The sequence below is a fragment of the Serratia rhizosphaerae genome (assembly GCF_009817885.1).
Classification (GTDB): domain Bacteria; phylum Pseudomonadota; class Gammaproteobacteria; order Enterobacterales; family Enterobacteriaceae; genus Serratia_B; species Serratia_B rhizosphaerae.
This window is the reverse complement of sequence record NZ_CP041764.1, coordinates 306,276-323,691: the sequence shown is the minus strand read 5'-3', so window position 1 is coordinate 323,691 and position 17,416 is coordinate 306,276. Positions and strand designations below refer to the sequence as shown.

Here is a 17,416-nt window from a genome sequence, read left to right as displayed (position 1 = left end):
TTGTCCTAATTATTTCCTTCACGACGAACTGAAAGAATTTCCGATATTCATAATGTTTATGAAAGTTTTTATCGGAGCCGTCAGCGAGTGAAGGTAAATAATTTTTTTGGGGCGAACGCCACGTTGGCGTAATTAAGTCTGTCTGCACGCAGGCTGACGAGTTTATCAGATACAGGATTGGGGAAATACGCCCATGTTGTACGGTTTATTGCCAGAAGCCATTGGCTTGACGCATCCGCTTTATTTCAGGGCGGCGGCCTGTTCGCCAGGGCGCCGCGTGCGGCCGGGAGTACGATGTCGGTCAGGCGTCGGACCGCCGTTATTCTTCACGCCTCTTACCCACGCAAAACTTCAGACCGCAGATGCAGGGCTAATCGGGTCAGGCAACCGATCGGCCGGCGATGTCTTGGGTTAAGCCGCGGGAAGCGCCGCTTAACCCTGCAGAGAGTGCCCCATGGAATGGGATTTACGCTATACGCTAACAAAACGCGCCGGTAGGGAGAAGTCTGCCCGGCGTCAGCAAACAAGGAAGAGCATTATGACAACGCATTTAGCCTATTGGCTACGACGCTTAAGTCCCGAGAGCATGCGGACGGCTGCCGGGACGCTGTTGAGTCTGGATGATATGCCGCTGAAGTGTGCGCCGCCGTGGCCGGATAGTCAGTCGGGCGGTAATCAGCGCTGCGGTTTTTCGTCCCAGGAGTCACCTTTTGCCAGGATTACGGATATGACGGAATGTGAGTGTTCAGCGCTGTTGGATCAATTCACCCTGGATATTACTGCGAAAGCGCAGGCCAGACAGCTCGATCCGGTATTGGGGCGTGATGCCGAACTGCGGCAGATCGTCGATGTGCTTTCCCGCCGGCGTAAAAACAACCCGATTCTAGTTGGCGAACCGGGCGTCGGCAAAAGTGCGCTGGTGGAGGGACTGGCGCAGCGTATTGCGGCAGGCAATGTGCCGGACGGTCTGAAAAATATGCGTATCCGCAGATTGGATGTGGCGCTGCTGCAGACGGGGCCTGGCGACCTTTCTGCTTTCACGCTGCGGCTGCTGCAGTTGGTTGACGCCATACGCCGTTCGCCGCAACCGATACTGCTGCTGATCGACGAGGTGCATACGCCGGTGGGCGTCGGCGAGTCGGCCGGCAGTGAAGAGGTGCTCAAGATATTGAAGCCGGCGCTGATGCAGGGAGAGCTGCGCCTGATTATTACCGCCAACCGGCAAGAGTATCAGCAGCATGTCGAGTGGGACACGGCGCTGGGACACTGCCTGCAGAAGGTCAGCGTCGATGAACCGGATAATGAGACCGCCTGCCTGATGCTGCGGGCGCTGAAAGAACGTTATGCCCAACACCACGGCGTCTACATCCAGGACTCGGCGCTGAAGGCGGCGGTGGTGCTGTCGCGTCGCTATCTGTGCGGCCGTCAGCTGCCCGATAAGGCAGTGGATCTGTTGGATATCGCCAGTGCCCGGGTGCGGATGAGTCTGGAGGTCGAACCTGCGCCACTGACGCAGATCCGCGCGGAACTGGCGGCGCTGGCGATGGAGCAACAGGCAATTGAGCAGGACGAAGCGCAGAGTGATGAGGTCGACCCGGCGCGGCTGGCGGATATCTGCGACCGTTGCCAGTGGCTGCAGCAGCAACTGGCGAATCTGGAGCAGCAGCTGCGGCAGGAGCGGCTGCTGGCGCGGCAACTGCTGACGGCCCGCCAGGCGGAGCGCAGCGATGAATGCACGGTGTTGCAGCAGCAGTTGGCGGCGCTGCAGGCGTCCGTTCCTCTGCTGTCGCTGGATGTAGACGCCCGCATGGTGGCGACGGTCATCGCCGACTGGTGCGGCATCGCGCTAAGCAGCCTGTTAGAGGATGAGCGCAGCTGTTTGCTGCAGCTTGAACAGCGCCTGACCGAGCAGGTGATCGGACAGGAGTCGGCAATGGGCGCGCTGGCGCAGGGGCTGTATACCGCCTCAACGCAGCTGCGGCTGGAGAATGGGCCGCTGGGGGTATTTTTACTGCTGGGACCGGCCGGCGTGGGCAAAATGGCGAGCGCGCGGGCGCTGGCCGAGAATCTGTTCGCGGACGACGCCTCACTGCTGACCCTCAATATGGCGGAGTATCAGGAAGCGTGCGCGGTGAAGCATCTGATTGGGGGACATGGCGAGCAGGCAGAGGAGGAGGGGACGTTAACCGAAGCGGTGCGGCTGCGTCCTTACAGCGTAGTGCTGCTGGAAGAGGTGGAAAAGGCTCATGGCGAGGTGTTGAAGTTGCTCTGCCAGTTGTTTGAGCGCGGTTCTCTGCGTGACGGCCAAGGGCGGCTGATTGATTTCCACCATACGGTGTTCCTGATGAGCAGTGAGCTGGGGCGCGAGCAACTGCACCAGCAGTTGGTAACGCAGCCCGATGCGACGGACGCCGAGCTGAGCGCCGCGCTGCAGCCGATCCTGCGCGCGCGCTTTCAGCCGGCGCTGCTGGCTCAGGCGCAAGTGCTTATCTACCGTCCGCTGGACGTCGAGGCGTTGCGGCGGATTGTCGCCAGCAGGCTACAGCAGATTATGCAGCGGCTGCGGCAGCGTTACGATCTGCGCTGCGTTGTCGACGACAGCCTGAGTGATGCGCTGGTGTCGGCCGGCCTGCAGGCGGAGGGCGGCGTGCGCCATATCGACAGCGTACTGAATCAGCAGATTTTGCCGACGGTTTCCCGTCAGTTGCTGCAGCGCCTGGAGGAGCATCGCAAGCCGCAGCAGCTGCAGCTGGCTTATGACGCACGGCAGGGCGTTGTGCTGAATTTTGACGTTGGTACGGGCTATCAGTGCTGAGGCGCCGGGGAGAAAACGGAGGCGTCATAACGATTTGTACACTGCCTGCGGCAATATTCGTATATATTGCCGTTTGCATCTGATTGTTACAGCATTCTTCTCTATTTTCACGGCATTAACATATGAAATCTATTTCCGGGAATACCTGCGCCGCTGCGGTGGCGCTGCTGCCTGTTTTATGGCCGCTGATCGCCAGCGCGGCGTCAGGGGCCGATGATGAGGCAACCGTGGTGGTCACGGCCAAGCGCAGCGGCCTGTCTGAACTGAGTACGCCGGCGGCGGTCAGCGTGGTTAACGGCGAGCAGTTGCGCGACGCCAAACCGCAAATCAACCTGTCGGAGAGCCTTGGCGTCGTGCCCGGGCTGCAGGTGCAAAATCGCCAGAACTACGCGCAGGATCTGCAACTGTCGGTGCGCGGTTTCGGTGCGCGCTCAACCTATGGCGTGCGCGGCGTACGGATTTATGTTGACGGCATTCCCGCCACCATGCCGGACGGGCAGGGGCAAACCTCGAATATCGACTTGGCGTCGGCCGATAAAGTGGAAGTGCTGCGCGGGCCGTTTTCCGCGCTGTATGGCAACGCCTCAGGTGGGGTGGTCAACGTTGCCACGCAGACCGGTCGCCAGCCGAACCGTGTTGAAGCGGGCATGTACGCCGGCAGCTATGGATCCTGGCGTTACGGCGTCAAGGCCAGCGGCGCCACCGGCGACGGCAGTCAGGCCGGCGACGTCAACTACGCAGTGTCTGCGACGCGCTTTACCACCGAAGGTTTCCGTGACCACAGCGGCGCGCGCAAAAATCTGGGCAACGCCAAACTGGGCGTGCGCCTGGATGATGCCAGCACCCTAACGCTGCTGTTTAACAGCGTCGATATCAACGCCGACGATCCCGGCGGCCTGACGCGGGAAGAGTGGCAGGATAATCCGCGCCAGGCGCCGCGCGCCGAGCAGTTCAATACGCGAAAAACCGTGTCGCAGACCCAGGGCGGCCTGCACTATCAGCGACAGTTCGGCGACAATGATGATCTGAGCGTGATGATGTATGCCGGCGAACGGGAAACCACCCAGTACCAGTCGATACCGGTATTTGTCCAGCAGCGCAGTGCTCAGCAGCCCGGTGGAGTGATTGTGCTGGCGCGCCACTATCAGGGTATTGATACGCGCTGGACGCATCGCGGCGCCATCGCCGCCGTGCCCTATACCCTGACCGGTGGCCTGAACTATGAAACCATGACGGAAAAGCGCAAGGGCTATGAAAACTTTGCCGAGGTGAACGGCGTGCAGCAGCTGGGGGTTAAGGGTAATCTGCGCCGTGACGAGCGTAACCTGATGTGGAACCTCGACCCGTACCTGCAAAGCTCCTGGCAACTGACACCGCGCCTGACGTTGGACGCCGGCGTGCGTTTCAGCACCGTTAACTTTGACTCCAATGACCACTTTATTACCCCCGGCAACGGCGACGACAGCGGCAACGCCCGCTATCACCAGTGGCTGCCCGCCGGCGCACTGCGCTATGCGCTGGCGGACGGCTGGAATATTTATGCTGCCGCCGGACGCGGTTTTGAAACGCCGACCATCAATGAGCTCTCTTACCGGCCGGATGGTACGGCCGGCATGAACTTCGATCTGCAGCCGGCCGTCAGCGATACGCTGGAAGTTGGCAGCAAAACCCGCATCGGCAACGGGCTGCTGACCGCGGCGCTGTTCCAGACCGATACCCGCAATGAGATCGTCACGGCCAACAGCAGCAACGGGCGCAGCAGCTACAAAAACGCCGGCCAGACACGCCGCCGTGGTCTGGAGCTGGCGCTGGACCAGCAATTTGGCGAGGCGTGGCGGTTAAACATGGCGTGGACGCTGCTGGACGCGCGCTATCGCGACGATATTTGCGGTGATGCCACCTGCTCGGCGGATAAGTTTATCGGCCGCGGCAACCGTATTCCGGGCATCGCCCGCAATATGGGTTACGCCTCGCTGGCGTGGGCGCCGGAACAGGGCTGGTATGCCGGCGCTGAAGTGCGTTATATGAGCGATATCCAGGTGAATGACGCCAACAGCGCCCAGGCGCCGTCCTATACCACCGTCGGTCTGAACAGCGGTTACCGTTATCCGCTGGGCAACTGGCTGGTCAACGTTTTTGGCCGGGTCGATAATCTGTTTGACCGTGACTACGTGGGCTCGGTGATTGTTAATGAGGGCAACGGGCGCTTTTATGAGCCGGCACCGGGACGCAATTGGGGCGGCGGCGTAAGCGTTTCCTATTCGTTCGAATAATAGCCGATAGCATGCCGGCGCGGCCGGCATGCTATATTAACGTTGCTGTGCAAAAAATAAGCGCGCGGCGCAAAGGGAAGCAAAAAAATAAATTTTTTTACATTTAAGCAACGCAGACTGGCGCATTGTCATTATACTGTAATCATCTGGCGGTAGTTTTCACACGGTGCACAGCCCGAGGCTGTAAATAACACTGCGGGGATCGCTAATGGTAAAGTCCTGGTTGGGGCTACAAAGAAAAAATAACATCACCTCCCTGATTTCTCGTTGTAACGAGGGTTCTCTCTCCGACTCTCTTTTTCTCGCCACTTTCTACACTGTCACGCGCAACGCCATACTCACTTATTCCGTTTACTTCGTCTCTTCGTCCGGTGGATCTCGGCGTAATAACGCGGCCGCAGATTTACTTTATCCATTGGCTTGTCCCCGCTCTTTTCGGGCCGTCGCCCGCAGGGCCGAGATATATATTGGCTTGAAGGAGGCCAAAACCTAATACGTGTGTGAAACATTCATCGCGCGTGAATAACGCTGCGGTAGGTGAAACAAACTGTAAGGTGCCACTATGGGAAGACAGAAAGCAGTGATCAAAGCACGTCGTGAAGCGAAACGCGTAATTCGTCGTGACGCTCGCAGTCATCGCCAGTTGGAAGAAGAAAGCGTGACTTCGCTGGTGCAAATGGGTGGCGTTGAGTCTATCGGCATGGCGCGGGATAAGCGCGATAGCTCACCCATCGAGGCGCGAACCGAGGCTCAGGGTCATTACTTGTTAGCCATAGAAAATAAACAGTTGATCTTTGCCACCGGCGAAGCCGGGTGCGGTAAAACCTTTATCAGTGCGGCGAAAGCGGCGGAAGCGCTGATTCATAAAGAAGTGGATCGCATTATTGTCACCCGTCCGGTGTTGCAGGCGGATGAGGATCTTGGCTTTTTGCCGGGGGATATTTCCGAGAAGTTTGCCCCTTATTTCCGCCCGGTGTACGACATTCTGCAGCGTCGGCTGGGATCGTCTTTCCTGCAATATTGTCTGCGGCCGGAAATCGGCAAGGTTGAAATTGCACCTTTCGCCTATATGCGCGGGCGGACATTTGAAAACGCGGTGGTGATTCTGGATGAAGCGCAGAATGTTACCACCAGCCAGATGAAAATGTTCCTTACCCGTCTGGGAGAAAACGTGACGGTGATCGTCAACGGCGATATTACCCAGTGCGACCTGCCGCGCGGGGTAGAGTCGGGCCTGAATGATGCGCTGCAGCGTTTCGAGGAAGATGAAATGGTCGGCATTATTCGCTTTGATAAACAGGATTGCGTTCGTTCTGCACTGTGTCAGCGTACGCTGCACGCCTACAGCTAATCTCCCGCTAACCCGAGTAAAAAGGCCGCTATGCGGCCTTTTTTATTGCCGGCGAACAACCGTCCGGCGGTATCGCCGTGGGGATTTTCTGCGCGCTGTAGCCGGCGGAAAAACAAAAGGGCTGAACGCGGCGTTCAGCCCTTTTTTCATGCCGTTACCGTCGGGATCAGGCGAAGATGGTCAGCATATAGGCGGCGAACAGCGCCAGGTGGGCGGTGCCGTTCAGCACGTTGGTGCGGCCGGTGGAGAAGGAAATCTGGCACAGGATCAGCACCGTCAGCATTACCACCATATGCGGCGCCTGCAGGCCGAAGATCAGCGTCTGGCCGGTCAACGTGGCGATAATGGTTACCGCCGGCACCGTCAGGGAAATAGTCGCCAGCACCGAACCGAAGAACAGATTCATGGCGCGCTGCACCTGGTTGTTCAGCACTGCGCGCAGGGCGCCCAGGCCTTCCGGCGACAGGATCAGCAGCGCCACCAGGAAGCCGGTGAACTGAGCCGGCGCGTTCACTTTGGTCAGCAGGCCTTCCAGCGGGCCGGCATTGAATTTGGTCACCGCGATCACCGCCACCAGATGCACCACCAGCCAGGCGGCGTGCCACAGGCTGCTGTGGGAGGACGGTTTTCCGTGGTGCGGGTCGCCATCGTCGTCTTCATGCTCGTAGACAAACAGATTTTGGTGCGTTTTCGTCTGGATCAGCAGGAACACGCCGTACATGGCGGCGGAGATCATGGCGACCAGCAGCGACTGGCCGGTGCTGAAATTGCCGCCCGGCAGGGCGCTGGGCAGCACCAGCACGATCACCGCCAGCGGGAAAATCGCCATCAGATACTGTTTGATGCCGCCGAGGTTGACGTACTGGGTGGCGAATTTACGTCCGCCCAGCAGCAGGGCAAAGCCCACCAGACCGGCGGTGACGATCATGATGATGGAATATAGGGTGTCGCGCATCAGGGCCGGCGCGGCATCGCCGGTCGCCATCAGCGCGGAGATCAGGCTGACCTCCAGGATCACCACCGACAGGCTGAGGATCAGCGAGCCGTAGGGTTCGCCCAGGCGGTGGGCCAGCACGTCGGCATGGCGCACGACGCTGAAGGCGCTGCTCAGAATACCGAACAGAGCGAGAATATTAATGCCGACGATCAGCGGGAAGTTGCTGGTTTCGCTCCACAGGTTCAAGACAACCAGCGCAGCGATCGGAAAAATCAGGGAATACTCGGTATGGCGGGATTTAGATCGGCCAGGATCGTGTTGCGACTTCATGGATAGTACGTCTCCTTTCTCGAACTGCAGGTTCCCGGCTGTGTGCTAATCATCTGTATAACCGACGATTTCGCGTATCACGGAAGATACTTAATCATAGGATATGCTGACTGGATTGCACCGTGGGAATAGTGATGTTGTGGCGTTATGAGCAAGAAAAAACTTGCTTTATGTGACATAGAGTAACAAAAAAACCGCAGGGGATGCGGTTTTTTTTACTTACTTTTACGCAGCTAAGCGATTTTTTATCATTAACCCGCTAAAAAAATCAGTTAATGAAGAATTTCCTCGTCAATACACGCAGGTTGAACGCATCAGGAATCAATATTATCCATGATTTCATGGCGCGTCTCATGATAACCCTCTTCATTTAGCCCCTCACGCCAGTAAGGAACCGCATAAAGCTGATTACGCTCACATTGACGTTCACGGCGCAGGTGGCGACGCAGGGTGACCACCAGTTGATCCTCGCCGGCCAGCCAGAAATGCGTGCGGCCGGCGGGCAGCGGCTGCGCGCAGAACTGGGTAATCAGCGCTGCGGTTTTATCGGTGCCGCCGATAATCCAGCTCAGCTCAAAACCGGCCGGTTTGCGCAGGTCTAGGACATCGGCGCTGCTGTCGACGCGGATAAAGGCGTGTCCTTCACTGCGCGCCGGCAGATTTTCCAGCAGGGCGGCGATGGCCGGCAGCGATGAGGGATCGCCCGCCAGACAGTAAAAGTCAGCCTCCGGCAGCATCGGTTTCGGCCCGCCGGGATTGCTGATGCCGATGATGTCGCCGGCTTTGGCGTTACGGGCGAAGCTGACCGCCGGGCCGTTATGGTCGTGCATGGCGAATTCAATATCGATTTCACCCTGTTCCGGGCGAATGGCGCGTACGGAGTAGGTGCGCACCAGCGGGCGTACGGCGTCCGCCGCCCAGACCGGGCCATTTTCGGTCAGGCGCGGCAGATCGGGCTGGCTTTGCCCGGCGCGCGGCAGAAAGACTTTAATGTGCGCCGCGGCGGCGTTGGCCGGGTAATACTGTAAATCGTCGGCATAAAAGGTGATGCGACGCAGGTGCGGCGTTACGTCATGAACGCGGGCAACGCTGATTAAATAGGGGGCGCGGGTGCGGGGTGCTTCGGTAGTCACGGCGTTCTCCTGTTGTCGTTGTGGCGGCAGTATACCACGACCATTGATAATGAGAATCGTTGCTAATTGCTGTCGGAGTGCCAGAAAAAGTATTCGCCGCGACGGCGTACCGCATTGACGGGAGAATCGCCAGCGTGACAGTGCATCTGCCCCTGACCCGGAATACGTTAATCAATCCATAAACTGCAGGTTCAGGCCGACAAAAATCTGCCAGCGAGGCTGGCCGGGACCATGATCGGCGACTGAACCCTGCGGCTCAATAAAGAAGTTATAAACCGTTTTCCCCTGCTTGATAACCTGCCCTATACCCAGCCCCAGCGGTACGCTATAGCTGTCATTTTGAAAGTTATACGCCCAGATGGGCGCGGAACGGAGGTAAGTTCCGCCGCCGAGCTGATAGAACATGAAGGGCTGAAACGTGCCCAGATGTACATCGTTGCGCTGCCCGTCACCGGCAAAGCTGTGTTGCCATGACGCGAGATAACCGTACTGGAACGTCGGCGAACTGGCATTGAACAGTACGTTAACCAGGCCTGCCGACCACTTTTCACTGCCTAACGCGTCGTCCGACGCCGTTGGCGCGGTGATTTGCGGACCGAAGCCGAAACTGACCGCCGGATTGCCGGTATCCATCAGCCAGGATGCGAAGAGGTTAAGATCGCCGGGCCCGGTTGTATGGCCTCCGGTTGGCGGAGCGGGGTAGGTGTTCACCGGCAGTGAAGCACGCAGCAACCAGTGGCTCTCACCCACGGAAAAAGGTTGCGCATAGCGCAGCCAAAACTGGTTCGCATCGTTATCCGTCCCGCTGACGTCGCCAATGTAGTAGTTCTGCATATTGAATGCGGTCATATTGGCCAACGGGTTATTGGCCTGCGCGGCATCGGCTGCCTGTTTTTCGGCGGCGTTTGACATATTGGCCGCCATGAGCAACGGCAGAGCGATGAGTAATGCACAATTTTTCATGATATTGAGCCTTATTGCTTGCCAATAATGTTCGGATATCCAGCACTGAGGGAGTCAGTCATTTCACAGCGCGTATCGGAAAGCGTAGAACATGACATTAAAGGTGACATCTTTGCGGCGCTATTTACCGTTAGTCATTTTTTTAAAAAATCATCAACGAAGGCTACGCTTGTAGATGCGATGAGAGAAAGAGTGATTTTTATGCAGAGACTGAATGAATCGTAACGATATACATAAAAAATATGTCTTGGAGAATCTGTCTATGTGCAAGAAAACGTCTTTAGCAATACTCTGTGCTGGCCTTGTGGTTTCCGGCATGGCAACGGCTGCAGATTATCAGTTTACTGCAGAGAGCAAACCGGCCACGGATGCAACAAAAGCGAATAACGAGGCGGTGTACAAACGGCTTGATTTTGCGAATAAAACCGACTTCGAAAATACCGACAAAGGGTTTATCGCTCCGTTGATTAATAACGGTGATATTGACGGCGTTATTGATGTTACAGGCATGAATTTCATGCAAAAAAAGGACGCGCCGCCGTCAGTGAATCCCAGCCTGTGGCGTCACGCGCAGTTGGTTAACCGCGGGGGGCTATATAAAGTTTCCGACCATATCTATCAGGTGCGCGGTCAGGATATTGCCAACCTGACCATTATTGAAACTAATACCGGCATCGTCCTGTATGACGTTGAGTATTCTACCGACAGTTTCAAACGTTCTATTGAACTGTATGAAAAAGAACGTGGCAAAAAACCGCTGCAGGGCGTCATTATCTCCCACAGCCATGCCGACCATTTTGGCGGCTTCGGCGGTATTTACGCGGCAGGCCTGGCGACGCCGGAGGATATTGCCAGCGGTAAAATTCCGTTCCTGGCGCCTGAGGGTTTTGTCGAAGAGGCCGTCAGTGAAAACGTGATGGCGGGGAACATTATGGCCCGCCGTGCGGGCTATCAGTACGGTAATGTGTTAAAACCCGGCCCGACCGGCGGTATTACGGCCGCGCTGGGACCGGTGCTGGCCAACGGGGCCTCCACGCTGCCGTTGCCTAACAAGACGATCGCCAAAGACGGTGAGAAGGTCACGATCGACGGCGTAGAGTTTGTGTTTTATCTGACGCCGGGGGCGGAAGCGCCGGCGGAGATGGTGATGTATATTCCGCAGTGGAAGGCGCTGTCCATGGCGGAAGAAGTTAACCACCTGCAACACAATATCTATACCCTGCGCGGCGCGCAGACGCGTGACGCCAGCCAGTGGGCCTCGTATATCAACTCTGCGATTGCCCGCTGGGGTAATGACGTGGAAGTACAGTTCGGCCCGCATACCTGGCCCGTCTGGGGCAACCAGAATGTGGTGGAGTATCTGAAAGATCAGCGGGATGCCTACCAATCCATCTATAATACGACGATCCATTATGCCAACTACGGTTACCGTCCGGATGATATTGCGGAAAACGCGCGGCTGCCGGAAAAGGTATTCAACAAATGGGATAACCGTCCGTACTATGGTAATACCCGCAATAATTTGAAATCGACTTATATTAAAAATCTGGGGTGGTTTAGCGGTAACGCCGCCGAACTGGCAAAATATCCGGATGCCGCCCGCGGCGAGCGTTATGTGAAGGCGTTGGGCGGTGAAGAGAAAGTGGTTGAGCTGGCGTTGGGCAGTTATAAAGAGGGCGATTACCGCTTCACCGCCGACCTGCTTAATAACATTGTGGCCTATAACGCGGCCAACAAAGAGGCTAACTATCTGATGGCGGATGCGCTGGAGCAGTTGGGCTATCAGGAAGAGACGGCGTTGTACCGCAATCTGTATCTGTCTGCTGCGCATGAACTGCGCGTTGGCGGCAGCGTGCCGAACAAACTGAGCACGGCTTCCCCGGAAGTTATCGCCGCACTGCCGCCGGAAATGCTGATCGCCTATATCAGTATGATTTCCGATCAGATCAAGGCGGAGAAGCTGGGTAACCATATCATAGCTCTGAATATGGATAATGATAAATTCATTCTGGATCTGCATAACGGCGTGCTGAACTACGTCAGGTTGACGAATGACATGCCGGCGCAAAAAGCCGATGTCACCGTGCAGATTGCGAAAACCGATCTGGTTGCCGTGGTGGCGGGGAAGGAGAAGATGGACGATCTTATCAGCAAGGGAAAAGCGAAAATTGACGGCGACCGCGGCATACTGCAGCAGATTACCTCGACGTTTGATACTAACATCAAGAACGATATGAACCTTGTGCTGCCGCTGCAAAAGGCCAATCAGATTCAGTAACTATCCTAAACGTACGGGCAGCGTCTGCTGCCCGTTATTGACTACGGCATAACGGCTCCGCCTCTTCGCGTTGGCAGAGGCTTGCCAGCTTATTATTACATCTGCAGCAGCCAGCGGCTTACATTGGCCGCCATCCTACTCTGAGTCATGTCTTATTATGCGTATGAGTTAATATTATTGCTGCTGCGTACAAATACTTTTGCCGGCTAAAAAGCGCCGCAGACTTGATTGCCGCTGCGGAAAAGAATAGTGTCATGATCGTACGGTTAAATAGTGAACTAATAAAATTCCGTATACGTAGTGATATGTTTAAATCAGTGGCGAAGAGGAGCGGCAGCGCTGCGACTCGGGAGGTTGATCGGTGTTAACGCGAGATTTTCTGCAGCAGGCAGATTGCAAAACGGCATTTGGTACGATTGAAGAGACGCTGTTGCTGACGCCGGAGCAGCGGGCGGCGTCGCTGGCGAGTACGCTGGCGCAGCGGCCGGACAGCGGCCCGGTTTGGGTCTTTGGCTACGGCTCGCTGATGTGGAACCCGATTTTTGAAGCGGAAGAGGTGCAGCCCGCCACCCTGCAGGGCTGGCACCGGGCGTTCTGTCTGCGTCTGACCGCCGGGCGCGGCACCCAGCATCAGCCCGGGCGCATGCTGGCGTTGAAAGCCGGCGGGGAGACAAGCGGCCTGGCTTTCCGCCTGCCGGAAGCGCAGCTGGATGACGAGCTGGCGCTGCTGTGGAAACGTGAAATGGTGACCGGCTGTTACCTGCCGACCTGGTGTGAGTTGACGCTGGACGGCGGCCGGAAGGTCACCGCGCTGGCGTTTGTGATGGACGCACAGCATCCGCTGTTTGAAGCGGACACCTGCCATCAGGTGGTGACGCCGCTGATCGCCAACGCCAGCGGTCCGCTGGGCACCAATGCCCAGTATCTGTTTGCGCTCGACCGCGAACTGAAAAACCACGGTATGCGCGATGATGCCATCGGCGAACTGGCCAGCAGCGTGCGCCAGTGGCTGCAGCAGCACACGCCGCTTGCCGGCTGAAGCGCCGGAGATGCCCGGTTATACCCAATCCCTATATTTAATAACTGTCAGCAAGGGCGGTAAATAAACCGCCCTTTAGTTATGGTTATCTATCTCCTTGTTTTTATTTCTCTTCTGTTTTCCTTAGGCTGTGTGCCGGCAAAATACGGCGCCCGAGCGGCGACTTATCGTGAAAAAGCATAACTAAAGGCTATTTCTTATTTGTGAGCCTGCCGCACTCCCCGTATCAATATTGGGAAATCTGGCGCAATGGGGGACAGGATGAATTTCCAACAATTAAAAATTATTCGGGAATCGGCCCGTCGTAATTACAATCTTACCGAAGTGGCCAATACCTTATTTACCTCGCAGTCGGGGGTCAGTCGACATATTCGCGAGTTGGAAGAAGAGTTGGGCATCGAAATATTTATTCGGCGCGGTAAACGCCTGCTGGGGATGACCGAACCGGGCAAGGAGTTGCTGGTGGTGGCCGAGCGTATTCTGAACGATGCCAACAATATTCGCCGGCTGGCGGATGTGTTCAGCAGCAACGACGACGGGCAGCTGCATATTGCCACCACCCATACCCAGGCGCGCTACAGCCTGCCGCGGGTGATTAAGGAGTTCCGTACGCTGTATCCGCGCGTGCGGGTGGTGCTGAATCAGGGCTCGCCGGAGGAGATTGTCGCCATGCTGGCTTCCGGAGAGGCGGATATCGGCATCGCCAGCGAGCGGCTGATGAACGATGACGCGCTGGCGGCGTTTCCTTACTATCGCTGGCACCATGCGATTCTGGTGCCGGAAAACCATCCGCTGACCCAGGCTGGGCCGTTAACGCTGGAACAGTTAAGCACTCAGCCGCTGATTACCTACCGGCAGGGCATTACCGGGCGTTCACGGCTGGATGCGGCGTTTAAGGCGGCAGGGCTGACGCCGGACATCGCCCTCAGCGCGCAGGATTCCGACGTGATTAAAACCTATGTGGAGCTGGGGCTAGGGGTAGGAGTGCTGGCCGATATGTCGTATGAGAAAGAGCGCGATCGCGGGCTGGTCAGCCTCAATGCCGAACACCTATTTGAGCCGAATACCGTCTGGCTGGGGCTTAAGCGCAGCCAGCTGCAGCGCAACTACGCCTGGCGTTTTATTCAGCTGTGCAACCCGACCCTGACGCTGACGGAGATTAAAGATCAGGTGTTTTCCGCGCAGCTTGAGCCGGTGATTGATTACCAGATTTAAGTTTTCTGGTTGGCGGGAGCATGTGCCCCCGCCGTGGTTCCGCCGGGTTAGCCCTGGCAGCCCATCAGTTCGGGCAGGACGCCCGGCTTGGCCTTCAGTTTTTCCTGTACCGCATCCGGCAGACCGGCCCATAAAATCAGGCCGCTGCGCTTTTCCACTTCGCTGACGGTGGTACGGAACTGGCAGAAGTCGGCGTCGCGCGGTGTATTCTGATCAAAGATAAAGGCGGCGTAGTGGTTCACCTCCGGGCTGTTGTTGATAAAAATCACCTTCCAGTAGCCGCTGGGAATGGTGTGCGGCTTGCTGGTGCCCGGCAGTTTGCCGATCTCGCGCTCATACAGCGGGCCGGTGACGGTATACACCGAACTGACGTCGGCGCGGGCGATCAGTTTGCGCTCCTGCTCTTCCAGCGCCGCCCAGGATCCCTGATTGAGCGCGGATTTTTGCGGCGTGATATTGGAGAGATAGTTCAGCGATTCCCAGTCCGACACGTTCGCCAGCGAGGCCAGCGGCGCCTGATGGCCGCGATCCACCTGCAGCGCGGCGTTGGCGCCGGTGTAGTCGGCCGGGGCCAGAGTGTCCTGCGGCTCCAGCGCGGGGTCGGTTTTCCAGCTGCGGCTTTTGCCGCTGGCCAGCGTATCTTTGGTGATGTGGTAGGCCACCCAGTTGGCGAATTTGGTGCTGCTGTTGTTATTCAACGTGTAGGCGTGGCGCACAATCGACACGTTGGTGCTGCCGCCGGTCGGGCAGCCGACGGCGCAGTTGTCGATTGATTCGGGCGTAGCGGCGAAGGTTTGCGCGCTGACGAGTATGGCGAACAGGGAGAAAAGTTGGCTAAAACGCATGGTGGAATCCTCGATAAGTTAAGAAACACTGTATTTATTCACAGTGCTTTTTAACCTATCGCAGCGTTATGAATACAACAATGCAACACATTGATATTGGTGATGTGTTGTTGGGGATACATAAAAGAGAGGCGTTGAGGCGAAAAAAAACCGCCCCGGAAGGGGCGGCTGAGGTAGCGTTTTACCGTACCAGATGCAGGAAGTGCAGGTGCTTCTCATACTGGTCGAGAATATCGTGGATGATCTGCTCTTGCGTCCAGCCCATCACATCATAATCCTGACCGCCTTCCTTCAGGTGGATTTCCGCACGGTAGTATTTGTGCTCTTCGTCCCGCTCTTCGTCGTTCAGCCCCGCCAGGGCGAAGGCCGGCTGAATATAGGCGCGCAGGCGCACTTCATATACGAAGTTCAGGTCGTCGCCCAAATCCACTTCAAAGCGAATACGGTCGTCCTGCGTATCGTCGATGGAGGATTCGGTGCTCTGCTTTATCAGTTCGGCTTCCACCAGCGTCATCGCCGGGTGCACCACCTCGCTGACAAAGCGCTTCACGTGCGAGCGTTTCGGGAAGTAGGCGATATTGCGCAGGCGCCGCTGCCAGGAGATCGGATTGCGCGCGGCGGTTGGCGCGATGGTGGTGGTGGTCTGGCTGTCGCGCTTATGGGCGTCGACCCGCAGCGCTTTCAGCAGCCCGTAAATCGAGATCAACAGGATGATGGAGAACGGCAGGGCGCTGGCGATGGTGACCGTCTGCAGCGCGCTCAGGCCGCCGGCGACCAGCAGGGCAATCGCCACTACGCCCATCAGCGCGGCCCAGAAGATACGCTGCCAGATTGGCGTTTTGTCGGAACCGCCCGAAGCCAGCGTATCAACCACCATGGCGCCGGAGTCCGCCGAGGTGACAAAGAACACCACCACCATCGCCATGGCGATAAACGACAGGATATTGGCGAACGGGAAGTGCTCCAGGAAGTTAAACAGCGCCAGCGAGACGTCGGTCTGCACCGTTGTCGCCAGATCGCGCGCGCCTTCAGCCATAATCAGATGAATAGCGCTGTTGCCGAAGAAGGTCATCCACAGCAGGGTGAAACCGGCCGGAACAAACAGCACGCCGGTAACGAATTCGCGGATGGTGCGGCCGCGGGAAACGCGGGCGATAAACATACCGACAAACGGCGACCAGGAGAGCCACCAACCCCAGTACAGCAGCGTCCAGCCGCCCAGCCAGTTGCTGGATTTCGGCTCGTAAGCGTACAGGTTAAAGGTTTTGCTGACGATTTCAGACAGGTAGCCGCCGGTGTTTTCCACAAAGGATTTCAGCAGCAGCACGGTCGGGCCGAGGATACCGACCAGCACCAGCAGCAGGATCGCCAGGCTGAGGTTCAGTTCGGACAGGATGCGGATGCCTTTGTCCAGCCCGGATACCACCGACAGCGTCGCCAGCCCGGTGATCACCACGATCAGCACCACCTGCACCGTTTCATTGATCGGCAGGCCGAACAGATGATTCAGGCCGGCGTTGACCTGCAGCACGCCGTAGCCCAGCGAGGTGGCGACACCGAAAACGGTGCCGATAACGGCGAAGATATCCACCGCATGGCCCAGCGGCCCGTAGATGCGGTCGCCGATAATCGGGTACAGCGCCGAGCGCAGCGTCAGCGGCAGGCCGTGACGGTAGCTGAAGAACGCCAGGATCAGCGCCACGATGGCGTAAATCGCCCAGGCGTGCAGGCCCCAGTGGAAGAAGGTCAGACGCATGGCCTGTTTTGCCGCCTCCACCGTTTCCGGCGTGCCGACCGGCGGGGAAAGATAGTGCATCACCGGTTCGGCGACGCCGAAGAACATCAGGCCGATGCCCATACCGGCGGAAAACAGCATGGCGAACCAGGAGACATAGCTGAAGTCCGGCTGAGCGTGATCCGGCCCCAGCTTGATGTTGCCGTAACGCGACAGACCCAGATAGGTGACGCTGAGCAGAATCAGCGCGACCGCCAGAATGTAGAACCAGCTGGCGTTGGTGAATATCCCTTGTTGTAGTGCTTTGAATTTACGATCGGCCAGCTCGGGATAGAGCGCGGCAAACGCCACCAGGACGATGATCAGTGCGGCGGAAATGAAAAATACCGGAGGATTGATATGGCTACGACGTGCCACGTTTTCAGTGTCGTTTTGGCTCATAGAATACCTTCTAGTCCGTTAGGGAGTGATATCCCCTTTATGCTTGAAGCTGCATCAGTGT

The 17,416-nt window shown here is 57.3% G+C and carries 11 protein-coding genes; 6 read left to right on the top strand and 5 right to left on the bottom strand.

Annotation, left to right across the window (positions count from 1 at the left end; genetic code table 11):
- The first annotated feature begins 538 nt into the window (after positions 1 to 538).
- The 3 genes from FO014_RS01560 (at position 539) to phoH (ending at position 6,439) form a co-directional block, all read left to right on the top strand.
- Positions 539 to 2,815: an AAA family ATPase gene (locus FO014_RS01560; protein WP_160027304.1), complete on the top strand. Its 2,277-nt coding sequence runs from the start codon at positions 539 to 541 to the stop codon at positions 2,813 to 2,815.
- A gap of 122 nt (positions 2,816 to 2,937) precedes the next feature.
- The gene (pqqU, locus tag FO014_RS01555) at positions 2,938 to 5,088 is read left to right on the top strand and encodes a TonB-dependent receptor PqqU (RefSeq protein ID WP_160027302.1); all 2,151 of its coding nucleotides are present in this window, start codon (positions 2,938 to 2,940) and stop codon (positions 5,086 to 5,088) included.
- 562 nt (positions 5,089 to 5,650) lie between these two features.
- Positions 5,651 to 6,439 carry a phosphate starvation-inducible protein PhoH gene (gene phoH / locus FO014_RS01550; protein ID WP_105230606.1) on the top strand — a complete coding sequence of 263 codons (789 nt, stop codon included), beginning with the start codon at positions 5,651 to 5,653 and terminating at the stop codon, positions 6,437 to 6,439.
- A gap of 166 nt (positions 6,440 to 6,605) precedes the next feature.
- On the opposite strand, the gene chaA is transcribed toward phoH, so the two are convergent.
- The 3 genes from chaA to FO014_RS01535 all read right to left on the bottom strand — a co-directional run bounded on the left by chaA (position 6,606) and on the right by FO014_RS01535 (position 9,751).
- Positions 6,606 to 7,706: a sodium-potassium/proton antiporter ChaA gene (gene chaA, locus FO014_RS01545; RefSeq protein WP_160027300.1), complete on the bottom strand. Its 1,101-nt coding sequence runs from the start codon at positions 7,704 to 7,706 to the stop codon at positions 6,606 to 6,608.
- Positions 7,707 to 8,020: 314 nt separating this feature from the next.
- Positions 8,021 to 8,839, bottom strand: a complete 819-nt coding sequence (locus tag FO014_RS01540) for a siderophore-interacting protein (RefSeq protein ID WP_160027298.1) — start codon at positions 8,837 to 8,839, stop codon at positions 8,021 to 8,023.
- 171 nt (positions 8,840 to 9,010) lie between these two features.
- A complete protein-coding gene (locus FO014_RS01535) occupies positions 9,011 to 9,751 on the bottom strand; it encodes a hypothetical protein (protein WP_246168055.1) in 741 nt (246 codons plus the stop codon).
- A gap of 367 nt (positions 9,752 to 10,118) precedes the next feature.
- On the opposite strand from FO014_RS01535, the gene FO014_RS01530 reads away from it, so the two are divergent.
- From FO014_RS01530 to cbl, 3 genes are all read left to right on the top strand, one after another.
- Positions 10,119 to 12,080 (top strand): alkyl/aryl-sulfatase, encoded by a 1,962-nt coding sequence (locus FO014_RS01530; RefSeq protein WP_201282907.1) that lies wholly within the window; start codon positions 10,119 to 10,121, stop codon positions 12,078 to 12,080.
- A 361-nt stretch (positions 12,081 to 12,441) separates the two neighbouring features.
- Positions 12,442 to 13,119 (top strand): gamma-glutamylcyclotransferase, encoded by a 678-nt coding sequence (locus tag FO014_RS01525; protein ID WP_160027292.1) that lies wholly within the window; start codon positions 12,442 to 12,444, stop codon positions 13,117 to 13,119.
- 261 nt (positions 13,120 to 13,380) lie between these two features.
- Positions 13,381 to 14,334: an HTH-type transcriptional regulator Cbl gene (cbl, locus tag FO014_RS01520; RefSeq protein ID WP_160027290.1), complete on the top strand. Its 954-nt coding sequence runs from the start codon at positions 13,381 to 13,383 to the stop codon at positions 14,332 to 14,334.
- 47 nt (positions 14,335 to 14,381) lie between these two features.
- On the opposite strand, the gene FO014_RS01515 is transcribed toward cbl, so the two are convergent.
- On the bottom strand, positions 14,382 to 15,179 hold the full coding sequence (locus FO014_RS01515) for a DNA/RNA non-specific endonuclease (RefSeq protein WP_160027288.1): 798 nt from the start codon (positions 15,177 to 15,179) through the stop codon (positions 14,382 to 14,384).
- A 181-nt stretch (positions 15,180 to 15,360) separates the two neighbouring features.
- Positions 15,361 to 17,355, bottom strand: coding sequence for a BCCT family transporter (locus FO014_RS01510; RefSeq protein ID WP_160027286.1), 1,995 nt, complete (start codon positions 17,353 to 17,355; stop codon positions 15,361 to 15,363).
- Between the last annotated feature and the right edge of the window lie 61 nt (positions 17,356 to 17,416).